General features: G+C 69.4%; 17 protein-coding genes. 15 read left to right on the forward strand and 2 right to left on the reverse strand.

The annotated features are described in order from the left end of the window. Positions 1-94: 94 nt before the first annotated feature. From HUV60_RS29990 to HUV60_RS30000, 3 genes are all read left to right on the forward strand, one after another. On the forward strand, positions 95-778 hold the full coding sequence (locus HUV60_RS29990; protein WP_269441099.1) for a transposase: 684 nt from the start codon (positions 95-97) through the stop codon (positions 776-778). Further along, positions 775-1,554 (forward strand): transposase, encoded by a 780-nt coding sequence (locus HUV60_RS29995; RefSeq protein ID WP_257853091.1) that lies wholly within the window; start codon positions 775-777, stop codon positions 1,552-1,554. The genes HUV60_RS29990 and HUV60_RS29995 overlap by 4 nt, the downstream gene beginning before the upstream one ends. A gap of 360 nt (positions 1,555-1,914) precedes the next feature. After that, the gene (locus tag HUV60_RS30000) at positions 1,915-2,118 is read left to right on the forward strand and encodes a hypothetical protein (protein ID WP_257851316.1); all 204 of its coding nucleotides are present in this window, start codon (positions 1,915-1,917) and stop codon (positions 2,116-2,118) included. A 38-nt stretch (positions 2,119-2,156) separates the two neighbouring features. On the opposite strand, the gene HUV60_RS30005 is transcribed toward HUV60_RS30000, so the two are convergent. Beyond that, positions 2,157-2,984 carry an HARBI1 family protein gene (locus HUV60_RS30005; protein ID WP_257851315.1) on the reverse strand — a complete coding sequence of 276 codons (828 nt, stop codon included), beginning with the start codon at positions 2,982-2,984 and terminating at the stop codon, positions 2,157-2,159. A 407-nt stretch (positions 2,985-3,391) separates the two neighbouring features. Here HUV60_RS30005 and HUV60_RS30010 point away from each other — a divergent pair, with 407 nt between their 5' ends. The 3 genes from HUV60_RS30010 to cutA all read left to right on the forward strand — a co-directional run bounded on the left by HUV60_RS30010 (position 3,392) and on the right by cutA (position 6,837). Further along, positions 3,392-4,078, forward strand: coding sequence for an ATP-binding cassette domain-containing protein (locus HUV60_RS30010; RefSeq protein ID WP_257851314.1), 687 nt, complete (start codon positions 3,392-3,394; stop codon positions 4,076-4,078). Continuing rightward, positions 4,075-5,340 carry a hypothetical protein gene (locus tag HUV60_RS30015; protein ID WP_257851313.1) on the forward strand — a complete coding sequence of 422 codons (1,266 nt, stop codon included), beginning with the start codon at positions 4,075-4,077 and terminating at the stop codon, positions 5,338-5,340. The genes HUV60_RS30010 and HUV60_RS30015 overlap by 4 nt, the downstream gene beginning before the upstream one ends. Positions 5,341-6,510: 1,170 nt before the next feature. Continuing rightward, positions 6,511-6,837 (forward strand): divalent-cation tolerance protein CutA, encoded by a 327-nt coding sequence (gene cutA / locus HUV60_RS30020; protein WP_257851312.1) that lies wholly within the window; start codon positions 6,511-6,513, stop codon positions 6,835-6,837. On the opposite strand, the gene HUV60_RS30025 is transcribed toward cutA, so the two are convergent. Continuing rightward, positions 6,834-8,135 carry a helix-turn-helix domain-containing protein gene (locus tag HUV60_RS30025; RefSeq protein ID WP_269441259.1) on the reverse strand — a complete coding sequence of 434 codons (1,302 nt, stop codon included), beginning with the start codon at positions 8,133-8,135 and terminating at the stop codon, positions 6,834-6,836. The two genes, cutA and HUV60_RS30025, sit on opposite strands and share 4 nt — an antisense overlap. Before the next feature lie 172 nt (positions 8,136-8,307). Between HUV60_RS30025 and HUV60_RS30030 the strand changes: the two genes are divergently transcribed. The 9 genes from HUV60_RS30030 (at position 8,308) to HUV60_RS30070 (ending at position 17,090) form a co-directional block, all read left to right on the forward strand. Continuing rightward, on the forward strand, positions 8,308-8,943 hold the full coding sequence (locus HUV60_RS30030; protein ID WP_257851311.1) for a hypothetical protein: 636 nt from the start codon (positions 8,308-8,310) through the stop codon (positions 8,941-8,943). A gap of 264 nt (positions 8,944-9,207) precedes the next feature. Then, complete coding sequence (locus HUV60_RS30035; protein WP_257851310.1) at positions 9,208-9,798, forward strand: hypothetical protein; 591 nt, start codon at positions 9,208-9,210, stop codon at positions 9,796-9,798. A gap of 584 nt (positions 9,799-10,382) precedes the next feature. After that, a complete protein-coding gene (locus HUV60_RS30040) occupies positions 10,383-11,522 on the forward strand; it encodes a TfuA domain-containing protein (protein ID WP_257851309.1) in 1,140 nt (379 codons plus the stop codon). A 4-nt stretch (positions 11,523-11,526) separates the two neighbouring features. Continuing rightward, positions 11,527-12,657 carry a YcaO-like family protein gene (locus tag HUV60_RS30045; RefSeq protein ID WP_269441290.1) on the forward strand — a complete coding sequence of 377 codons (1,131 nt, stop codon included), beginning with the start codon at positions 11,527-11,529 and terminating at the stop codon, positions 12,655-12,657. Further along, positions 12,654-13,535 carry a class I SAM-dependent methyltransferase gene (locus HUV60_RS30050; RefSeq protein WP_257851307.1) on the forward strand — a complete coding sequence of 294 codons (882 nt, stop codon included), beginning with the start codon at positions 12,654-12,656 and terminating at the stop codon, positions 13,533-13,535. The genes HUV60_RS30045 and HUV60_RS30050 overlap by 4 nt, the downstream gene beginning before the upstream one ends. Next, a complete protein-coding gene (locus HUV60_RS30055) occupies positions 13,532-14,542 on the forward strand; it encodes an NAD(P)H-dependent glycerol-3-phosphate dehydrogenase (protein WP_257851306.1) in 1,011 nt (336 codons plus the stop codon). Before HUV60_RS30050 ends, HUV60_RS30055 begins: the two co-directional genes overlap by 4 nt. Before the next feature lie 69 nt (positions 14,543-14,611). Then, positions 14,612-14,968, forward strand: coding sequence for a hypothetical protein (locus HUV60_RS30060; RefSeq protein WP_257851305.1), 357 nt, complete (start codon positions 14,612-14,614; stop codon positions 14,966-14,968). Further along, positions 14,955-15,809: a hypothetical protein gene (locus tag HUV60_RS30065; RefSeq protein WP_257851304.1), complete on the forward strand. Its 855-nt coding sequence runs from the start codon at positions 14,955-14,957 to the stop codon at positions 15,807-15,809. Before HUV60_RS30060 ends, HUV60_RS30065 begins: the two co-directional genes overlap by 14 nt. Before the next feature lie 150 nt (positions 15,810-15,959). Next, complete coding sequence (locus tag HUV60_RS30070) at positions 15,960-17,090, forward strand: hypothetical protein (RefSeq protein ID WP_257851303.1); 1,131 nt, start codon at positions 15,960-15,962, stop codon at positions 17,088-17,090. Positions 17,091-17,109 lie beyond the last annotated feature (19 nt).

The raw sequence follows: 17,109 nt of genomic DNA on the forward strand, positions 1-17,109 counted from the left end.
TGATGTGACGCCCTGATAGCGGAAGGGTGCCCCTGACCTGCGATGATCTGAACTTCCTAGATCAAGAACGTCGCAGAGTGGGGGCACCCAACAGGTGCAGGCTACCGAATGGGATCGTCGGCTCGTTGTGCGGGCCGACGGCAAGAACCTGGTCGGGCATGCGGGCGTGGTGCTGCTGCACCGGATCGCGGACCGGGTCGGGCTGACCCGCGCCCTGGCCGCCGCGCTGCCCCGCGGCGTCGGGCCGGGGTGGCGGGATCGCGGGATGGCCCTGGTCCAGCTGGCCTGCGCGATCGTCCTCGGCGCGAGGAATGTCCTGCAGGCCGAGCAACTGCAGCAGCACTGGAGGCCGTTCTTCCCCCGTCCGGTCTCGGACAGCACCCTGTGGCGCACGCTGGAAGCCATCGACGGCCCTGTCGGAGCCCGGGTGGAGCGCGTGCGCGCCGTGATACGGCGTGGGGTGTGGACGCTGCTCGCCCTGCGGCCCGGTGGGTTCCCGTGGATCTCGGTATGCGGGCGCACGCTCACCAACTGGTACGTCCTGGATCTCGATGCCACCTTGGTGACCTGCACCAGCAAGAAGGACGGCGCGGCCGGCACGTTCAAGGGCGGCTACGGACATCACCCGCTGGGCGCCTGGCTGGCCAATACCCGCGAGTGCGTGACCATGCTGCTACGGCCGGGCAACGCGGCGTCCAACGACGTCGCCGACCACAAGACGGTGCTGGCCGCCGCGCTGCGGCAACTCCGCTGCCGCTGTGGTCGAAGCTGCTGGTGAGGATCGACGGCGCGGCCTTCAGCCACGGCCTCCTTGAGCATCTGCAGGCGCTGACCACCAGCCGCCGCCGAGTGCGCTGGGTGACCGGCTGGGCCATCAATACCGCCGACGAGGCCGCGATCGCACTGCTGCCCGCGGACGTGTGGAACGACGCGCTGCGGCAGGACGGCGAGGTCCACGAGATCAAGGGCCCGGACGGACAGAAGGTCACCTACCAGGTCGCCGAGCTGACCGGGGTGCGCGACCTGAGCGGCTGGCCCGAGGGGATGCGGCTGATCGTGCGCCGGGTCAAGCCCTCGCGCCGCGATCTGAAGAAGCTGACCGCGTTCGAGCAGCGCACCGGCTGGCGTTACCAGATCGTCGCCACGAACATCCCCGCCCACCAGGGGCTTTCCGGGGTGTCCGGCTCCGGGCAGGTGTGGTTCGTCGATGCTCTCTACCGTGATCATGCCGAGGTCGAGGATCGTGTCAAGGCGATCAAGCGGATCGGCCTCGGGCTGCTGCCCTCGAAGTCCTGGCAGCTGAACGCCGCCTGGGTGCTGGCTGCCACTATCGCCGCGGACCTCGACGCATGGACCAGGCTCCTTCTCCTGCATGACGAGCCCGAACTCGCCGCCGCCGAACCGGAGACGATCCGCAGGAGGCTCTACCACCTGCCCGCCCGGCTCACCGCCCACGCACGCAGACGCACCCTCCACCTCGACCGCACCTGGCCCTGGGCGCCGGCGTTCGCCACCGCCTGGCAGCGGGCCACCCAGCTTCCGGCCCACACCTGACGGTCGGCCCCGCCCCGACGACAGCGGAGAGGAGAGGACCCGCAGCACCCTCGGGCCCGTGGAACCCGACGCCCCGCAGCGTCACGCGACGGCCCGTCCTCGAACGGCAGGGGACATTACGGGCAAACCGCCGAACCGACCGACGTCACACCGCAAGTGAAGAATCGAGGTCAATACATCGAATCATCCAGTATGCCTGACCCGCCCAAGAATGACAGAGAGGGGTCAACTTCTTCTGGGCAGTTGGCCAGAAAGCGCTTGGTCAAGATCATCTCATTCACCATACGATCACGGTGCGAACAATCGTTCGCCACTGGCGACTGGACTTATGTCCTCGGTGTAACCCGACGTGAAGGATTCATGGTGCAGAGACTCACCGTCACCCGTGCTCTGGTAGGCAAGACCGTGGCAGCCCTCGCGCTCGCTGGGGCTGGTGCGCTGCTGGCGGCGCCGGGCGCCTCGGCGACCAACGGCAACACGGTCAACAACTGTTTCGGCGCGTACTACACCACCTCGTGGCACCAGTACTGTCACACCGGCGGTGCCGCTGCGATCGGGCAGTGAGCCCTTCCCAGTAATGGATCATGACGTTGCGTGATCGTTCAGATGGTGCGGTCGTATTCGAGTTGGAGCAGGACGAGGGCTGCTGCGGCGATCTTCGTGATACGGCTGGGGTCGAGGCTGACCCTGCGCAGGGCCTTGAAGGTCGTCTTGAGCAGGGAGTTGGCGCGCTCGCAGACGCCGTGGATGCCGCGGATGACCTTGTTGTACGTCTGTTGCTCCTCGGTCAGCTCGCCTCCGGCGGGCTTCTTGAAGGGATGGCGGAAGCCGTCGCCGGCGTTCTCGTAGCCGAGGTCGACCAGGGTCGGCATGTCCAGTTCGGCCGCGATGCGGTTGAGTGCCTCGACCAGCCCGTGGTGGCGGGCGCAGGTGGTGTCGTGTTCCCGGCCCGGCCGTACGGGCGAGACCCAGATCGGCCAGCCGTCCGGGGTGGCGATGACCTGCACGTTCCCGCCATGGTGCTTGTGTTTTCCGGACCACCAGAGGTCTGCGCCGTTGGGGCCCGGGGCGGCGACGCGGTCCGTGCGGATGACCGTACCGTCGAGGTTCAGATGCGTCAGCCCGGCTGCCTTCGCACGCTCCAGCGCGGTGGACAGGTCCGGTGCGCCGGCGGCCAGGACGGCCAGTCCCTCGTGGAGATAGCGGTATGCGGTGGAGACCGACAGGCCGTTGTCGCGGGCGAGTTGGGCCAGCCGGGTGCCGTCGAGGAACCAACGCAGCACGAGCACGGCCTGCTTGAAGCAGCCCAGCGCGCGTCGCCCCTTGCGGGTCCTGGCCACGATTCGGTGGTCGCGCAGGAGACCGGCCAGGTGCTCGGCGGTGGACCGCCTCACATCGAGCACGGCGGTGTATGTGACACTGGTCGGCACGTGAGGCCCCTCGGTCGGATCTTTCTGTCGCAAGATGTTCCTACCAGGGGCCTTACGCCTGCCCGGACTTGGGGGATACCGCGGACCGCGCGACGCGCCTCCCGCTCACGGACGGTGGCCGACGGTTACTGGGAACAGCTCAGTACATATCCAAGGCCGACTGTGACCTTTCGGGCGATAAAAGCATCAACGTGTGGCGACACAAGGGGGACCGTTCGAAGGCTCCCGGTGAAGACTGCCTCTTTAAGGTGGAATACGTCGAGACCGTCTTCAAGTAGTCCATCGTGATGTGATGTGGGGCCCGGCGTGCTGCGCCGGGCCCCACATGACAAGGAAGGGAATCGGTCATCACAGTCCGTGTGAGAGGTCTGCGGCAGGGGTACGGTCGCAGGGTTGTGGTCAAAAATATGGACCTCGACATCGGTCGAGGTGTGACGGGGCTGCTCGGCCCCAACGGTGCCGGGAAGTCCACACTGTTGCGGACTCTCGCGACTGCTGCGCCACCTCAGGCGGGAACACTCGAGGTGAATGGCGTTTCAGTGGATGGTGAGCGCAGCGCGCGAGCGGCACGGTCAGGCATCGGCTACCTGCCGCAGGGCTTCGGCTTCGACCCGGGGATGCGCCTGCTGGATTTCGTCGTTTACGGCGCCTGGGTGCGCGGCATACGCAAGGAGACGCTGCGCTCCAAGGCTGTGGAAGCACTGCAGAAGGTGGACCTGGCAGAAGCGCATCGAATGCGCATGAAGCAGCTCTCGGGCGGGCAGCGGCAGCGCGCCGGCATTGCATGGGCAATCGTTGGGGAACCCGCTCTTGTCATCCTCGATGAGCCGACGGTCGGTCTCGACCCACGGCAGCGGCTTCACTTCCGCAAGATCCTCAGAGGATTGTCGGACGCCGCGGTCATCCTCAGCACCCACCTGATCGATGACGTGGATGCTGTGTGCGACCGGGTGCTGGTCCTCCAGAGTGGTGAGCTCCGGTATGACGGGAAGACCGCCGACCTCGTCCAACTTGCGTCCGACGGCATGCCGGGGGACACGCCGCTCGAGCGTGCCTACATGTCCCTGCTGCCGAAGGAGGACCGGGACCTGTGAGCATGCTTCTTCTGCACCTGCGGAGCTCCGTACTGCGCTGGTGGATTCTTCCGCTACTGCTTCTGGACCTGGCAGTGCTGTTCCTGAGGACGGATTACTGGATCGGGGTATGGCCCGAGACCGGCGCAGCGGCCCAGATGCCGGCGTACTTCCTGTCCCTTGCGGCGACCAGCGCCGCAGCCTGGATATCCGGCGCTCGCGCCCGTCGGAACCTGGATGAGCAGCTGTCCGTGTCTCACATCAATCCGCTGCGGATCGAAGCGTGGCAACTGGTCTCCGTGCTGGTGATCGTCTTCGTCCCTTACCTGGTAGGAGCAGCTGCTGCAGCTGCCGTGACCCTTCCACAAGGCGCTCCAGGCATCGGGCAGTTCTTCGCCTACGTCGCGCTGGGTGCTGCAGGGCTCATCCTGTCCATCGGTTGGGGATGGATGCTGGGGAGGATTCTGTCCGGGCGGTTTGCCGCATTGGTGGCGCTGCTGAGTTGGTTGATCGCGGGGTTCGCCCTTGGGGATACGACTGGCCTTCTGGAAGTCAGCGGCCCACCGACCAAGGAAGTCTCCGTATATGTGGTAGCTCTGCGATGCATCTTGGCCATGGTGTTCTGCGCGTGTCTGCTAGCACTTCCCTCTCGTGTCACTCGAGCCACTATGCGTCGGCCCCTTCCCCTGGCTGTGGTATCGGTGGTGACACTGGGCATGGTCACAATGTTGCTGGGCGCGCAGCCCGTCAGCGAGCGAGCCGTACCCCGGTCCGCGCCGTGCATCCAGGGCAAGGTGCAAGTCTGCTACTGGCCAGAGCACGAAAAGTACGTACCGCTCATGGAGAAGATCGCAACCCGGGCCGAGACTCTGCCCGCCACCTTCGTTCTCCCCAAGCGCCTGAACGAATACGGTCTCGAACGACACGATGTCAGGGTGAACGGCGTGCTCCACCGGCAAGTCGGTGGCGACTTCACCATCGCTGAGGGCAGCATCTGGTCACTTGCCTTCGACTTCTCCATCGCAATCTCTAGCGAAACACTCAAGGAGTGCAACTGGGATCGGGCACGAGCAGCGCAAGACGACCGCAAGATTACTTCCGTCGAGCACTGGTTGGAGGTGTGGCTGGCAGGCGGCGGCAGCCCCAACTATCAACTCGAGGGCAACGCCCCTATTGCTAAGGCGCGAGCCGTTGGTGCGCGGATAGCAGAAACCAAGTCGGAGAAGGAACAGTTCGCCTGGGCCTCGGAAGAGTTGGACGAGTTTCGTGCAAACTACTGCTGACCCTGGGCCCAAAGAGTCGGCGGTGAGCGGGGGCATCACCTCGTACCTTCGTCTGCGACGAGTCCTTGCAATTGTTCTGGCTGCCATTGTGGTGGGGCTGGTCGCGGCCAGTCTCGGAGAGTGGGCTGCTCCCGTGCCCACTGCCAGTGGGACTGCTGCGACGCAGCCCCGTCTGTGGCGCTTTCTCGCTCTGGCCGCTGGCACGCTGCCCGTACTTATCCTGCACAGCCCTCTGTCAGCACTTGAGCAGATTCCACTAGCCCGATTCCATCGTGTGCAATGGGCGGCCCTCAGTGCGGTGGCTGCGGCATGCTGGACAGCATTCCTCCTGCTTGCCGCGCTGACCCTCCCCGTGGACACCGTGGCACTCATGGCCCGCGCGCTACCAGGGTGGGCCGGTCTCGCCCTGCTTGCCGGGCGAATCAGCAGTTGGCGGACCGCCTGGATCGGACCACTGGCCGTGCTGTGCCCACTGATCTACTGGGGTACCCCGGGACACCAGGACGACCACCCTTGGTGGGAATTTACTTCTCGCCCCATCGATGACGTGTCAGCACTAACTGTGAGCCTTGCCATCGGCGCAGTCGGCCTGACCGCGCTGGCCGCCACGCCGTGGCGCACACGCCGGTTCATCTGGAACGCCAGGACGTAGAGAGTGGTTTTATCGACGAAAATGAAGGGGCCGACGAACGCCGATTTAGATCACGTCACCGCACTACGCTCGCCCCGCGACTCCAGAGCGGGACCACAGACCACCGGCGACGAGCGACGGTGCCACACACGTGACCCCCCTGCCGACCCGAACTAGTACTGCAACGGTATGTGACGGGACGGACACTGATCGCACAACGTTCTAATCTTTGTTCGAGGTGGCGAGAAGTTGCTACCAGAACGGGAAGATCATGACGACTGCACCCCCGCTCACCGAGGACGACCCGTCGGTGGCGATGTGTTCCAGCGACCAGGTAGGCCGATGCACGGTGTGCCATCGACGCACGCACCGGTACGGGCGCGGCGGGAACCCACTGTGCTCGTACTGCTTCACCGCACAGTCGGCCAAATGGGGTTCTGCTGTGAAGCACACGCGACTGTAGGCGCTCTGTCTGTGGCTGGCGGGTCAGCCCTGCGGGTACTGTCCGCCGGGGCTGAGGGGCCGTTAGTCTCCCGGCCATGACTGACTACGTGCAGGTCTCGACCGCTACGCCCGCCCGTGAGCAAGCCGTCAGCTTGGCCCAAGGGGCAGTCAAGGCGCGGCTCGCTGCGGGCTCGCAGATCATCGGCCCCGTCACGTCGGTGTTCTGGCACCTCGGAGAGTTCGGCGAAGGCGAGGAGTGGCGGCTGCTCCTCACGACGACCAGCGAGCGGTACCCGGAGTTGGAGCGGTACCTCCTCGACGCGCACCCGTGGGACAACCCTGAGCTGATCGCCACGCCGATCACGGGGGCGGCCCGCTGCCTGGAGTGGATCAAGGGCAGCGTGAGCCCCGCGTCGTCTTAGACGGCGGCTCTCTCCAGCAGGTGACGGACGGCCGGAACGTCCCGGTGCTGGCCCAGCTGCGCCAGTACCGGGGTGAGTCGTTGACGGGGGCGTACAGAGGCCACGCCGCTGGACAGCTCCAGCGCTCGGCCGGTCACCGCGGCAGCCTCCTCGATTTCCCCGGCCGTGAGGTAGGCGTCCGCGAGCCACGAGAGGTAGAGCGCCTTGTCTCGGGCGTGGGCATCGTCGTACCGGCCCAGGGCCTTCGTGAGGACAGGGACGGCTCGAAGGGGGCGGCGTAGCTCTGTCCAGCAGCGGCCGGTCATGATGTCCAGCTCTGTCCGGTCGACCCAGGCGGCCCAATCCGGCTGCTGTTCGCCGTGCTGCTGCTCGTCCAGGGCGGTGTGCGCGGCGGCGAGGGCTCGTTCCGTGTCGGCTGGCCGGTTGGCGACGGCGCATGCCCAGGCCATCCGCTCGTACAGGAGAGCCCGGACGCTGGCAGGCGCGCTGTCGGTGATGGCGGCGCAGCTGTGGGCGGCCATCACGGCGGCCTCGTCGCGGTCAGCGGTCTGGTAGGCGAGGAACGCGAAGCCGTTGCCGAGGAGGTCACCGTCGTCGGCCTCGCGGGCTGCCGCCAGGCTCTCCTCGTACAGGCTGCCGGCCTCGGCCGGGCGGCCCCCGTCGAACGCGGCCCATCCGGCTTGCTGGGCTTGCTCGGCGAGGAGGGACAGCAGGCTGCGGCGGGTGTCGGGGGTGGTGCTGGCGGTGCGGAGCAGGCTCTTGGTGGACTGGTATTCGCTGAGGTAGACGCGGTAGGTGTCGCCGCCGCCGAGGATGTCGTCGAGGCGGCGCAGCCGCGCGGTGCGGGCGCGGAGCTGGGCGACGTCCCCGGAGCCGATGTGGTCGGGTGCAGGGGCTTGGTGGAGGGCAGGTAAGGCGGCGGCCAGGCCGGCGGAAGCAGCGGCTTGTAGGACGGTTCGGCGGCGCACGTTGGTTCCGATCTCTCTGCTGTGTGTGTCCGCAGGAAGGCCGGCCTCCCATGGGCGGCGAGCCAGACCGACCATGTGCCCTGGGACGCGTAGCGCGTCCGCGATCTGTACGACTTTGTCGAAGGTCGTGATTCGGCCGGTGCCTCGAGCGAGGCTGCCTACCCGTTCCGGCTTGATGTCGCACTCGGCGGCGATCCGCGAGTAGCTGATCCCGGCCCGTTCACGGGCGAGCCGGAACACTGTTCCGAAGTCGTGGGCAGCCAGGGAGCGTTGCATCTCCTCCTCTTCGAGGAGGTCGAGGGGGAGTGCGGTTGGGGGTTGGTAGATCATGCGGCACTTCCTGCTCGCCTGAGTCTGCGGGATGACTGCTTGAGGTGTGTACCCATCATGGGGATACCCGGCTGCGGGATGCGCGACATCCGCTGAAAAATCACCCTGGGCGTGAAAAGCCCCGGGACCGTGGTGTCGGTCTCCGGGGCGACGACTGCCAAGGAGTCGCCATATGGGTGAGCGTACCCAACTCGCAGCAGATCAAGAGGCGTTGGAGAGATTGGAGCAGGCGGATACTGGGCTGCCTGCGCGCCAGGAGCTGGAGGCGGGCGAGGTACCCAGCAACGACAGTCGGGTCGTGGAGGAGCCCGCCGTGGTGGCGCTCCTGGAGCGACAACTTGCGGCCGCCCGCTGGCTCCTCGGCGCCGCTGAGGACCGGGACCTGGCCCGCACGCAGTGGGAGAAGGCCGACGGCGTGGCGCTCCTGGCGTGCGGCGGCACCCTCGGCGCCGTACGGGTCCCGGCCTGCCTGGTGTGGGCAGCGGCCGGGACGGAGGACCTGGAGGAGGTGGACGCCTTCCTCCGCCGGTGGTTCATCCGCGGCGCGGTGTTCATGGACCTCCACTCCCTCCTGTACTACGTCCTGGTGCCCGGGGCGACCGCCGCAGAGTGGACGGACGGGGAGTTCCCCGGAGTCGAATACCTCGGCCGGGACCACTACCTGGGCGTGCCCGCGGTCCGTCTCACGGAGGCGCGCGGGCGCTCGTACTGGTGCGTCCCCATGGACGGCCCCGGTGACCTCTGTTACATGGGCGAGGTCCTGCAACTCCTCAAGCAAGGCCAGGCGGCCCGTCAGAAGACGCCGTGAGGCCGGACAGCCCGGGGGCAGGTCCTCTACGCCATGGCCCTGGCCGCCCTCATGGGCGCCCTGGTAGTCGGCATCGCCTCCCGGTAGCCCGGCCCCGCACCAAGACCGGCACGGCCGCCCTGTACCCCGGCGGCCGTGCCCTCCAGCCCGCCCCCGACCCGATGCCCCTCCCGGGCCGCGGGTGGCCCCATGGCCCGGCACACCCGCTCCTCAACGCTGGGTGTGCCGGGTCTCCAACCCCGTCCACGCACAGGAAGGCTCATCGTGCTCCCTTCGGCCCCGCCTGGCGTCGTCCCGTACGTCACCGCGCGCAGCGAGGAACGGCTCCTGCCGTGCCCGCTCATCCGCCGCCGCGTGGGGGACGGGATCGCGTACACGGACGAGACAGCGTACGACCGGGACAGCTTCGGTGCTCCGTGGGTGAGGCCCCAGCTCCTCCCCAAGCGCCGGCGCGGGGAGCCGCGACTCAAGGACATCCACCCGTACCGGCAGCGCCGGGCGATGGCTCACATGCTGTGCCAGGTCTGCGCCCGCGCGCCAGAGGACCCGGACGGGCCGCAACTCTTCCTCTTGCGGGACACCAACGGCCCGATCCGGGAGGAGGAGCGGACCGCGTCCCCGCCCGTGTGCGTGCCGTGTGCGGGTATCGCCGTCCAGGAGTGCCACGCCCTTCGGGGCGGCCGGTGGGTGGCGGCGTGGGCGAGGCACGCACCGGCGTGGGGCGTGTACGGCACGATCCATGACCCGGTGTCCCTCCAGCCGCTCCCCGGCCGGTACATGGAGCTGGTGGAGTACGGCTCCCCCTGGCGGCCTGGACGATGGCGGCGCGCCTGGTGGTCGAGCTCCACGGTGTGACGCCGGCCGACCTGGAGCGGGAGTGGGCGGTCCTCGGGCGGGATCGCCTGGAGGAGGAATTCGCGCGGGTCGCGGAGCGAATAGCCGCCTGACCCTATAGACCCCCGCCCCGGGGTCGGCTTCACACCGAGACCGGAGGTTCAAGGCGGCCGGACGTCCGCACCTATCAGGGGCGCCCGTGCTGGCCCTGGGGCGGGTTTTTGGAGGCCGGATAGCGCGGCAGGCCAGCCCTGTACGTGACCGTCCTCCGTGTCCTACCACTCATCCCCATCGGGAGGAATCCATGCAGTCCAAGACTCCGAACACCTCGGCGGCACCGCAGGACGGCGACGAGCTTACCAGGCCCGTGGTGGTCGCCGTGGACGTGGAGGACGAGGAGTAACCGCTCCTCAAATGTGACCGGGCGTCCCTCCCCTCGGGCCTTGAAGGGTCCGAGGGGAGGGGCGCCGCCCTCGCTCCAGTGACCTCTAAGGGGCTTCATGATTCACGTGTTCGTCGGGCCGACGCTGCCACGGTCCGAACCGGTGCTGACCGCGCCGGGTGTCCGGGTGTGGCCGCCGGTGGTGCATGGCGATCTTTTCCAGGTGACCATCCGTAAGGGCGACACGGCGGTGATCATCGACGGGGTGTATCACCAGGCGCCTGCGCTGCGGCATAAGGAGATTCTGGCCGCGATGGGCCGGGGAGTCCGGGTGATCGGGGCGGCGAGCATCGGCGCGCTACGGGCAGCCGAGCTGGCGCCGTTCGGGATGCTCGGGGTCGGCAGCGTCTTCACGGCCTACGCCCGTGGAGACATCGACGGTGACGACGAGGTGGCGGTCGGGCAGGCACCTGACGGCGAGTGGGCCGCGCTGTCCTGGCCGTTGGTCAACCTCCGGCACGTCGTGCAGCTTGCCCAGTTGGCCGGGCTGCTCGATGGCGAGCGGGCCTCCGCCTTGCTGGCTGATCTCCGCGCGGTCTACTACCCGCAGCGCACCACGGGCGCGGTGCACGCCGTCTGCCGCCGCCGTGGTGAGCACGAGTTCGCCGGGTGGCTGGCCGAGCAACGGGAGCGTGATCCGGGCTTTGGCGACGTCAAGCGCGCCGATGCTCTCGCCGCTGTGCGCACCGCCCTGGACGGCTGGACGCCCCGGGCAGAGGCCCGACTTGCGCCTGGCACCTGGGAGTCGCCCTACTTCTGGCAGTGGTCCAACGCGTTCGCCTGCAGCCGTATCGACGGGCGAACGCTGTTCACCCGGGACCGCCTCCTCTATCAGCAGGTGTGCGGCCCGACGTTCCCGCAGACGTGGATGGCCTACCTGACGTGTCGCTCCCTGCTCCCGCCTGGCGGAGGCTGCGGCCGGCCGCTGGAGGAGCGACTGGCCGAGATCACCGGGGACCTGGCCGCCCATCAGGTGTTCCACCCGACGCTGGATTTACGGGATGAGACGGCCGTGAGCCTGCTGTTGGCCGACGAGACCCGCGAGGACCAGCAAGCGGTCGCCCGGTACGCCGATGCCCTCACTGCCGCCCGCCGGAGCCGGCCCGGGTTCTCCACCGCGGCGGTACGTGACGACCTCACGCTCCGGATGCTCCTGGAAGCGTGGCGGTGCCCTGAGGACCGCCTCGACGAGGAGGCGTCCGCCCGTGGGCTGGTCTGCGCGGCGCGCGCCGCGCAGGCGGCGAAACGGATGGTGCCCGGATTCCTGGCCGAGCAGAAGGAGGCGGCCCACAGTGTGCGGTGACGGCTTGGTGGAGCTGCCGGGCACGGTACGCGCTCGGTCCCCTGAGGAGACGTGGCAATTGGTGGCCGGGCGGCTGCCCGCGTTCGGTATCACCCGGGTCGCCCGGCTGACCGGCCTGGACTGCATCGGGCTGCCGGTGTGGACGGCGATCCGGCCCGCCTCCCGGACCCTGAGCACATCCCAGGGCAAGGGCGCCACAGACCTCCTTGCGCGGCTGTCGGCCGTGCTGGAGGCGATCGAGTTGTGGCACGTGGAACAGCCGCTCCCCATCGTGGCGTACGGCCCGGCGGAGGAGGTGGCCCCCGGCTGCCCGGTGGCCGCGCTGCCGCTGACCGTCCCCTACGAGGAGTGCGCCCTTGCCCGGGTGGTGTGGGAGTGGACACCCGGCACCGGCCTGGTGAGCGGGGCGAAAACGCTCCTGCCCGTGGACCTGGTCCGCCGGCGGGCGCAGCGCCCCGAGTGGTGCCCGGATCTCCTGCGCGCGACCAGTACCGGCCTGGCCTGCGGCAACACGAGGGGCGAGGCACTGTTGCACGCCTTGCTCGAGGTCGTGGAGCGGGACGTCCTCTACCGGGACGGGCAGTCCGGCGGGCAGCAGCGGACGCTGATCGACCCCAGGACGGTCGAGGACCCCTACGGCCGGGAGATCGTCGACCGGCTGACGGCCGCGGGGATAGCGGTGGAACTGGCCCTCGTTGACGGCCCGTACGGGCTGCCGGTGTGCCTGGCCTACCTGTGGTCGGAGGACCTCCCGGTCGTGTTCGCTGGTGGAGGCTGCCACACCACCCCGGTCATCGCGATGACCCGGGCGGTGACCGAGGCCGCCCAGTCGCGGCTGACGGCCATCGCCGGGACCCGGGACGACCTCGCCAGCGATCCCGCCCCGCTCGACGTCCTGTCCTTCCGCCCGGCACGGACCGAGGGGCTTGCCCCGTGGCCGGAGGCGATGGCCCGGTTCTCCTCGGTACGAGGAGGCTTCGCCGACCAAGCCGGGCAGGTGGCGCGGCTGGTCGAGGACGTCACCGGTCATGAGCCGGTGGCCCTGGACCTGTCCGACGAGGGCGATCCCATCCACGCCGTCCAGGTGATTTGTCCCGGCACCCGCTCGCGGATCAGGAGGGCGATGCCCCGATGACACACCCCACCACCACCCACGACACCGCGCCGCCTGTGTCCACGGCCGCCGCCCAGTTCGACGCGTTCCACGCCGCACGGGCGCGCACCACGCTGGTCGCCAGCCTCTACGCCGCGGCGCTCGGGGAGGACTACCCGGCAGAGGTCGCCGCCTCCAGCTCCTGTGACTGGCCCCTCCTCGGGCTGATGACGGCCCGGCTGCGGATGCGGCCCGGTCAGCTCCTCGTGGACGCGGGATGCGGCACCGGCGGCATCGGGCTGTGGCTGGCCCGGGCCCTCTCCGCCCGCCTGCTCGGCTTCGACCTCTCGAGCGTCGCCGTCGCTCAGGCCCGCGGCCGCAGCGGGCAGTTCCTCCCCACCGGGCGGGCCGCCTTCCGCGTCGCCGGGCTGGAGGCCACTGGGCTACCGGACGGCTGCGCTCACGGCGTGGTCTGCGTGGATGCCCTCAGCCGCGCTGCGGACCGGGGCCAGGCCGTGCGTGAACTCGGCCGGATCCTGGCGCCCGGTGCCCGGCTGGTCCTCACCCGGGCACTGCGGCGCGGGGCCGAACCCGTCTGGGAGGAGCAGGCCCGCGTCGCCGGGCTCATCGTGGAGCACGTCGACGAGCGGCCCGACGAGCCCGATATGTGGGGGCGGCTCTACCGGCAGTGGATCAGCCACGCCGACGAGCTACGGCGCGACCTCGGCGACGTCCAGGCGGAGCGCATGCTCGGCGAGGCCCACCGGATACTGCCCGCGCTCCCCGGCCGCCGCGCGGTCCTCCTGACCCTCCGACGGCCCGCAACCTCACCGGCCGAGCCCGGCGCGATCGATATGATGACCCGGCCCGGTCGGCGCCCCGACGACGGCCCCGCCCCCAGTGAGAGGACCACCCGATGAGCCAGCCCCGCGCCCGTGCGGCGGTGTTCTCGGCCGGCTCCTGGGGCACCGCCGTCGCCAAGATCATGGCCGACGCCGGCACCGACGTGATCGTGCACGCCCGCCGCAGCGAGATCGCCGACGCGATCAACACCCGCCGCCGCAATCCGGGCTACTTCCCAGATGTCGACCTGCCCGCCTCCCTGACCGCGACGACCGATCCGGCTGCAGCGCTGGAGGGCGCCGACTACGTCGTGCTGTCCATCCCCGCCCAGTCCCTGCGGGCCAACCTTGCTGACTGGGCACCGCACATCCCCAGCCATGCCGTGATCGTGTCGCTGATGAAGGGCATCGAGACGGACACCGGGTGGCGAGCGAGCCAGGTCATCGCGCAGGTGACCGGCGTTCCCGCCGACCGGATCGCGGTGCTGTCCGGGCCGAACCTCGCCCGCGAGATCATGGAAGGCCAGCCCGCCGCCGCGACCATCGCCTGCCCCGACGAGGACGCCGCGCGCCGCTTCCAGAAGGCCTGTCACGCCTCGTACTTCCGCCCGTACACCAGCACCGACGTGATCGGCTGCGAGATGGGCGGTGCGGTGAAGAACGTCATCGCCCTCGCGGTCGGTATCGCCGTCGGCATGGGCCTGGGCGACAACGCCACCGCGGTGCTCATCACCCGCGGCCTGGCGGAGACCACCCGCCTCGCGGTCCGCATGGGCGCCCACCCTGCAACGCTGGCCGGACTCTCCGGCCTGGGCGACCTGGTGGCCACCTGCTCGTCCCCGCTGTCCCGGAACCGCACCTTCGGCACCCGCCTCGGTCAGGGCATGACCATCGCGGAGGCGACGGCCGCCACCCGGCAGACCACCGAGGGCGTGAAGTCCGCCACCGCGATCCTCGACCTGGCCCACGTCCACGATGTGGAGATGCCTATCACCGAGGTGATGGCCGCCCTGCTGCAAGAGAAGATCAGCCTCGACGAGGCGGCGGCCGCGCTGATGCAGCGGCCTCCCAAGCCTGAGCGCTGACCCCGGAGCGGCCCCGCCTGCGGGCCACTCGCCCATACCTTCACCCTCCCTGTTCTCGGAGGCTTCCTCATGCACGGTTTCGTGCTGCCCGCTGTCCAGGCCGCCGTCACGGTCGCCCTGGTCGTGTGGATGGTCACCGGCTTCACACCACTACCCGGCCGCTGGATGCGCTGGAAGATGTTCTGCCGGGCCACGTTCACGATCATCACGCTCACCGGCACCACCAAGGACGGCCGTACCGAGCCGGTGAACGTCTACGACTGGTTATCTCCGGGCTCGTTCATCCTCGGCCCGCCGCAGCTCCAGACGATCGTCAACCACCTAGTGGCGTCCGGCCGTTACGCCAGGGTCGACGGCCACGGCCGCGTGCTGTCCGCGCACGGCGAGCAGCCCGTCGAGGTCAGGAACAGCCGTGTGGTTCTTTGACGCCCTCGCCTCCGGGTTCCAGCACCCCACCGACCCCGCGCGCTTGCAGGCCTTCCGGATCGTGTTCGGGGCCGTGATCACCGCGAGGTTCGCGCTCTCCTTCGGTCAGGGCGGCTGGGACCGCCTCACCCCCGGCTCGCTCAGTGCCCACGTGGCCGAACAGCGCTTCGGCCCGGCGCGCGCCCGGCTGCTGGTCGCGGTCTACCGGCCTGCGCTGATCGTCCGCACCGCCGCGGCTGTCGCCCTGGCCGTCGGCGTCGCCCCCCGCCTGGCGCTGCTGCTGGTCCTGGCCGGGGCCGCGATGGAGTTGCTCTACCTCAAGAGCCCGAACGCCGTCCGCTACACCCTGCTCACGGGGGCCTGCCTGCTGCTCGCCGGGGACCTCGGCACCGGCCTGCACATCGCGCATGGCTCCAGCACGGCGAACACGTGGGCGCAGGTCCTCATGGTCGTGGTCACCACGGACATCTATTGGAACTCTGCTTGGCAGAAACTCCGGTCCCCGCAGTTCTGCAGCGGGCTGTACCTCGCGCAGTGGGTGCACGTCTACAGCCAGGTGCGCGAGCGGCTCCCCTATCGCCGCCAGTACGCCGTCCCCGGCATCGTCCGCCGCTACATGGGCAACCTCACCGACCGCGACGTCCGCCTGTGGCGGCTCGTCTCGGCAGTCGTCATCGCCTTGGAGATCGCACTACCGCCGGCGCTGCTCGTTGAGCAGACGATGCCGTACGCCGTCGCCGCCGGCATCGGGATGCACGTCGCCTTTACGTGCCTGAAGCCTCGTCAACTCATCACGTTCTCAGGCCTCACAGTCGGCACGTACCTGGGCTTCGCTGCATGAGGCGCGGCACCCGTGAGTGAACGGCAGTGGGCCCGGCCTCCGCGGGTGGGGAGAGACCCGGCAGTGGGAGGCCGCCCATGCCAAGCTGCGCGCCGCGTATCCGGCGGTGCGTGGCGTTCCGTTGTAACCGATTCCCGGAAGGAATGGATCATGGCTGCTCACGCCGTACGCCTGGAGAGCGCCGGCACGTCCGTGACCGTCGTCTCGCCCGAGCGGGCCGTCACCGACTGGTCGGCCCGGTACTTCGGCTCGTGGTGGAAGGCGGCCGAGGTGCCGGCGGAGGGTGTCTGCGCCGGGCCCCTGGTCACCGCGACCGTGGACGGCGACCGGTACGACGACGTGTCGTTCGCGGTGACGCAGGCCCCCCACACGAGCACCGCCTACGCGCGGGCTCAACTCCTCGTCGCCCGTGATGTTTCCTCGGGTGTCATCCGGGCCGTCGGGCCGGAGCAGGGCCTCGTCTACCGGTCCGAGCCGGGCACGGGACGGCTGGACGTCATCGGTCGCGACACCGAGGGCGTCGCCACGGCGACCGCGCGCCTGGCCCGCGAGGTGATGCGCGGTCAGCTACTGCGGGACGGGTGGGCGGTGCTGCACGCCTCGGCTGTCGTGACCGAGGACGGCCGCACCGTGTTGACGTTCGGCAGCAAGGGCGCGGGGAAGACGACCACGGCGCTCGCCCTGGTGGCCCGTCACGGGCTCGGGCTGCTCGCGAACGACCGCGTGTTCGTCCGGCCCAACGACCGCGGAGGAGTGGATGTCCTGCCGTGGCCGGCGGCCGCCGCGGTCGGTCTCGGTCTGATGGAGGCCCTCGGCTGGTTCAGGATCGCCCGCGCGGGGCTGGAGTGCGGCGACGCGCTCCACCCGACGCAGGATGAGCGAGTCACTCAGGCGCTCCTCGCGGGGGAGCGCACGCCGTTGTGGGAGCGCGGCAAGGAGCTGAAGGCGCAGGTGTTCCCGCACCAGTTCACGAGCTGGTTCGGGGTGCCCCTGGCGACCGAGGGCGAGGCCGCGGCCCTGGTGTTCCCCCGCATCGAGGCCGACGCGGCCCCGGCCGAGGAGGACACCAGCCGCACCCTGAACGAGGCGGACTTCATGAGCGGGGCGACCGAGGACCGGTACCCGGACGTGCTCGGTCTGGTGGGGGTGGACGGGGGCGGGGCCGAGGCGTCCCGCCGGGAGGCCGCCCAGCGGCTGGCCGCGCTGCCTCACCACGGTGTGGTTCTCGGCCACGACATCGGCGCGAATGCCGAGTTCCTGGCCAAGACGCTCGGGCTCTGACCCGCTGAAGGGGAGGGCC

Source organism: Streptomyces sp. KMM 9044, assembly GCF_024701375.2.
In the GTDB taxonomy this organism is placed as follows: domain Bacteria; phylum Actinomycetota; class Actinomycetes; order Streptomycetales; family Streptomycetaceae; genus Streptomyces.

What these genes read in the sequence shown, in the direction of transcription:
- HUV60_RS30000 (WP_257851316.1), top strand. Translation starts at nt 1,915, where the DNA reads ATGGTGCAGAGACTCACCGTCACCCGTGCTCTGGTAGGCAAGACCGTG.
- HUV60_RS30010 (WP_257851314.1), top strand. Translation starts at nt 3,392, where the DNA reads ATGGACCTCGACATCGGTCGAGGTGTGACGGGGCTGCTCGGCCCCAAC.
- cutA (WP_257851312.1), top strand. Translation starts at nt 6,511, where the DNA reads ATGACTGACTACGTGCAGGTCTCGACCGCTACGCCCGCCCGTGAGCAA.
- HUV60_RS30025 (WP_269441259.1), bottom strand. Translation starts at nt 8,135, where the DNA reads ATGATCTACCAACCCCCAACCGCACTCCCCCTCGACCTCCTCGAAGAG.
- HUV60_RS30030 (WP_257851311.1), top strand. Translation starts at nt 8,308, where the DNA reads ATGGGTGAGCGTACCCAACTCGCAGCAGATCAAGAGGCGTTGGAGAGA.
- HUV60_RS30050 (WP_257851307.1), top strand. Translation starts at nt 12,654, where the DNA reads ATGACACACCCCACCACCACCCACGACACCGCGCCGCCTGTGTCCACG.
- HUV60_RS30055 (WP_257851306.1), top strand. Translation starts at nt 13,532, where the DNA reads ATGAGCCAGCCCCGCGCCCGTGCGGCGGTGTTCTCGGCCGGCTCCTGG.
- HUV60_RS30060 (WP_257851305.1), top strand. Translation starts at nt 14,612, where the DNA reads ATGCACGGTTTCGTGCTGCCCGCTGTCCAGGCCGCCGTCACGGTCGCC.
- HUV60_RS30070 (WP_257851303.1), top strand. Translation starts at nt 15,960, where the DNA reads ATGGCTGCTCACGCCGTACGCCTGGAGAGCGCCGGCACGTCCGTGACC.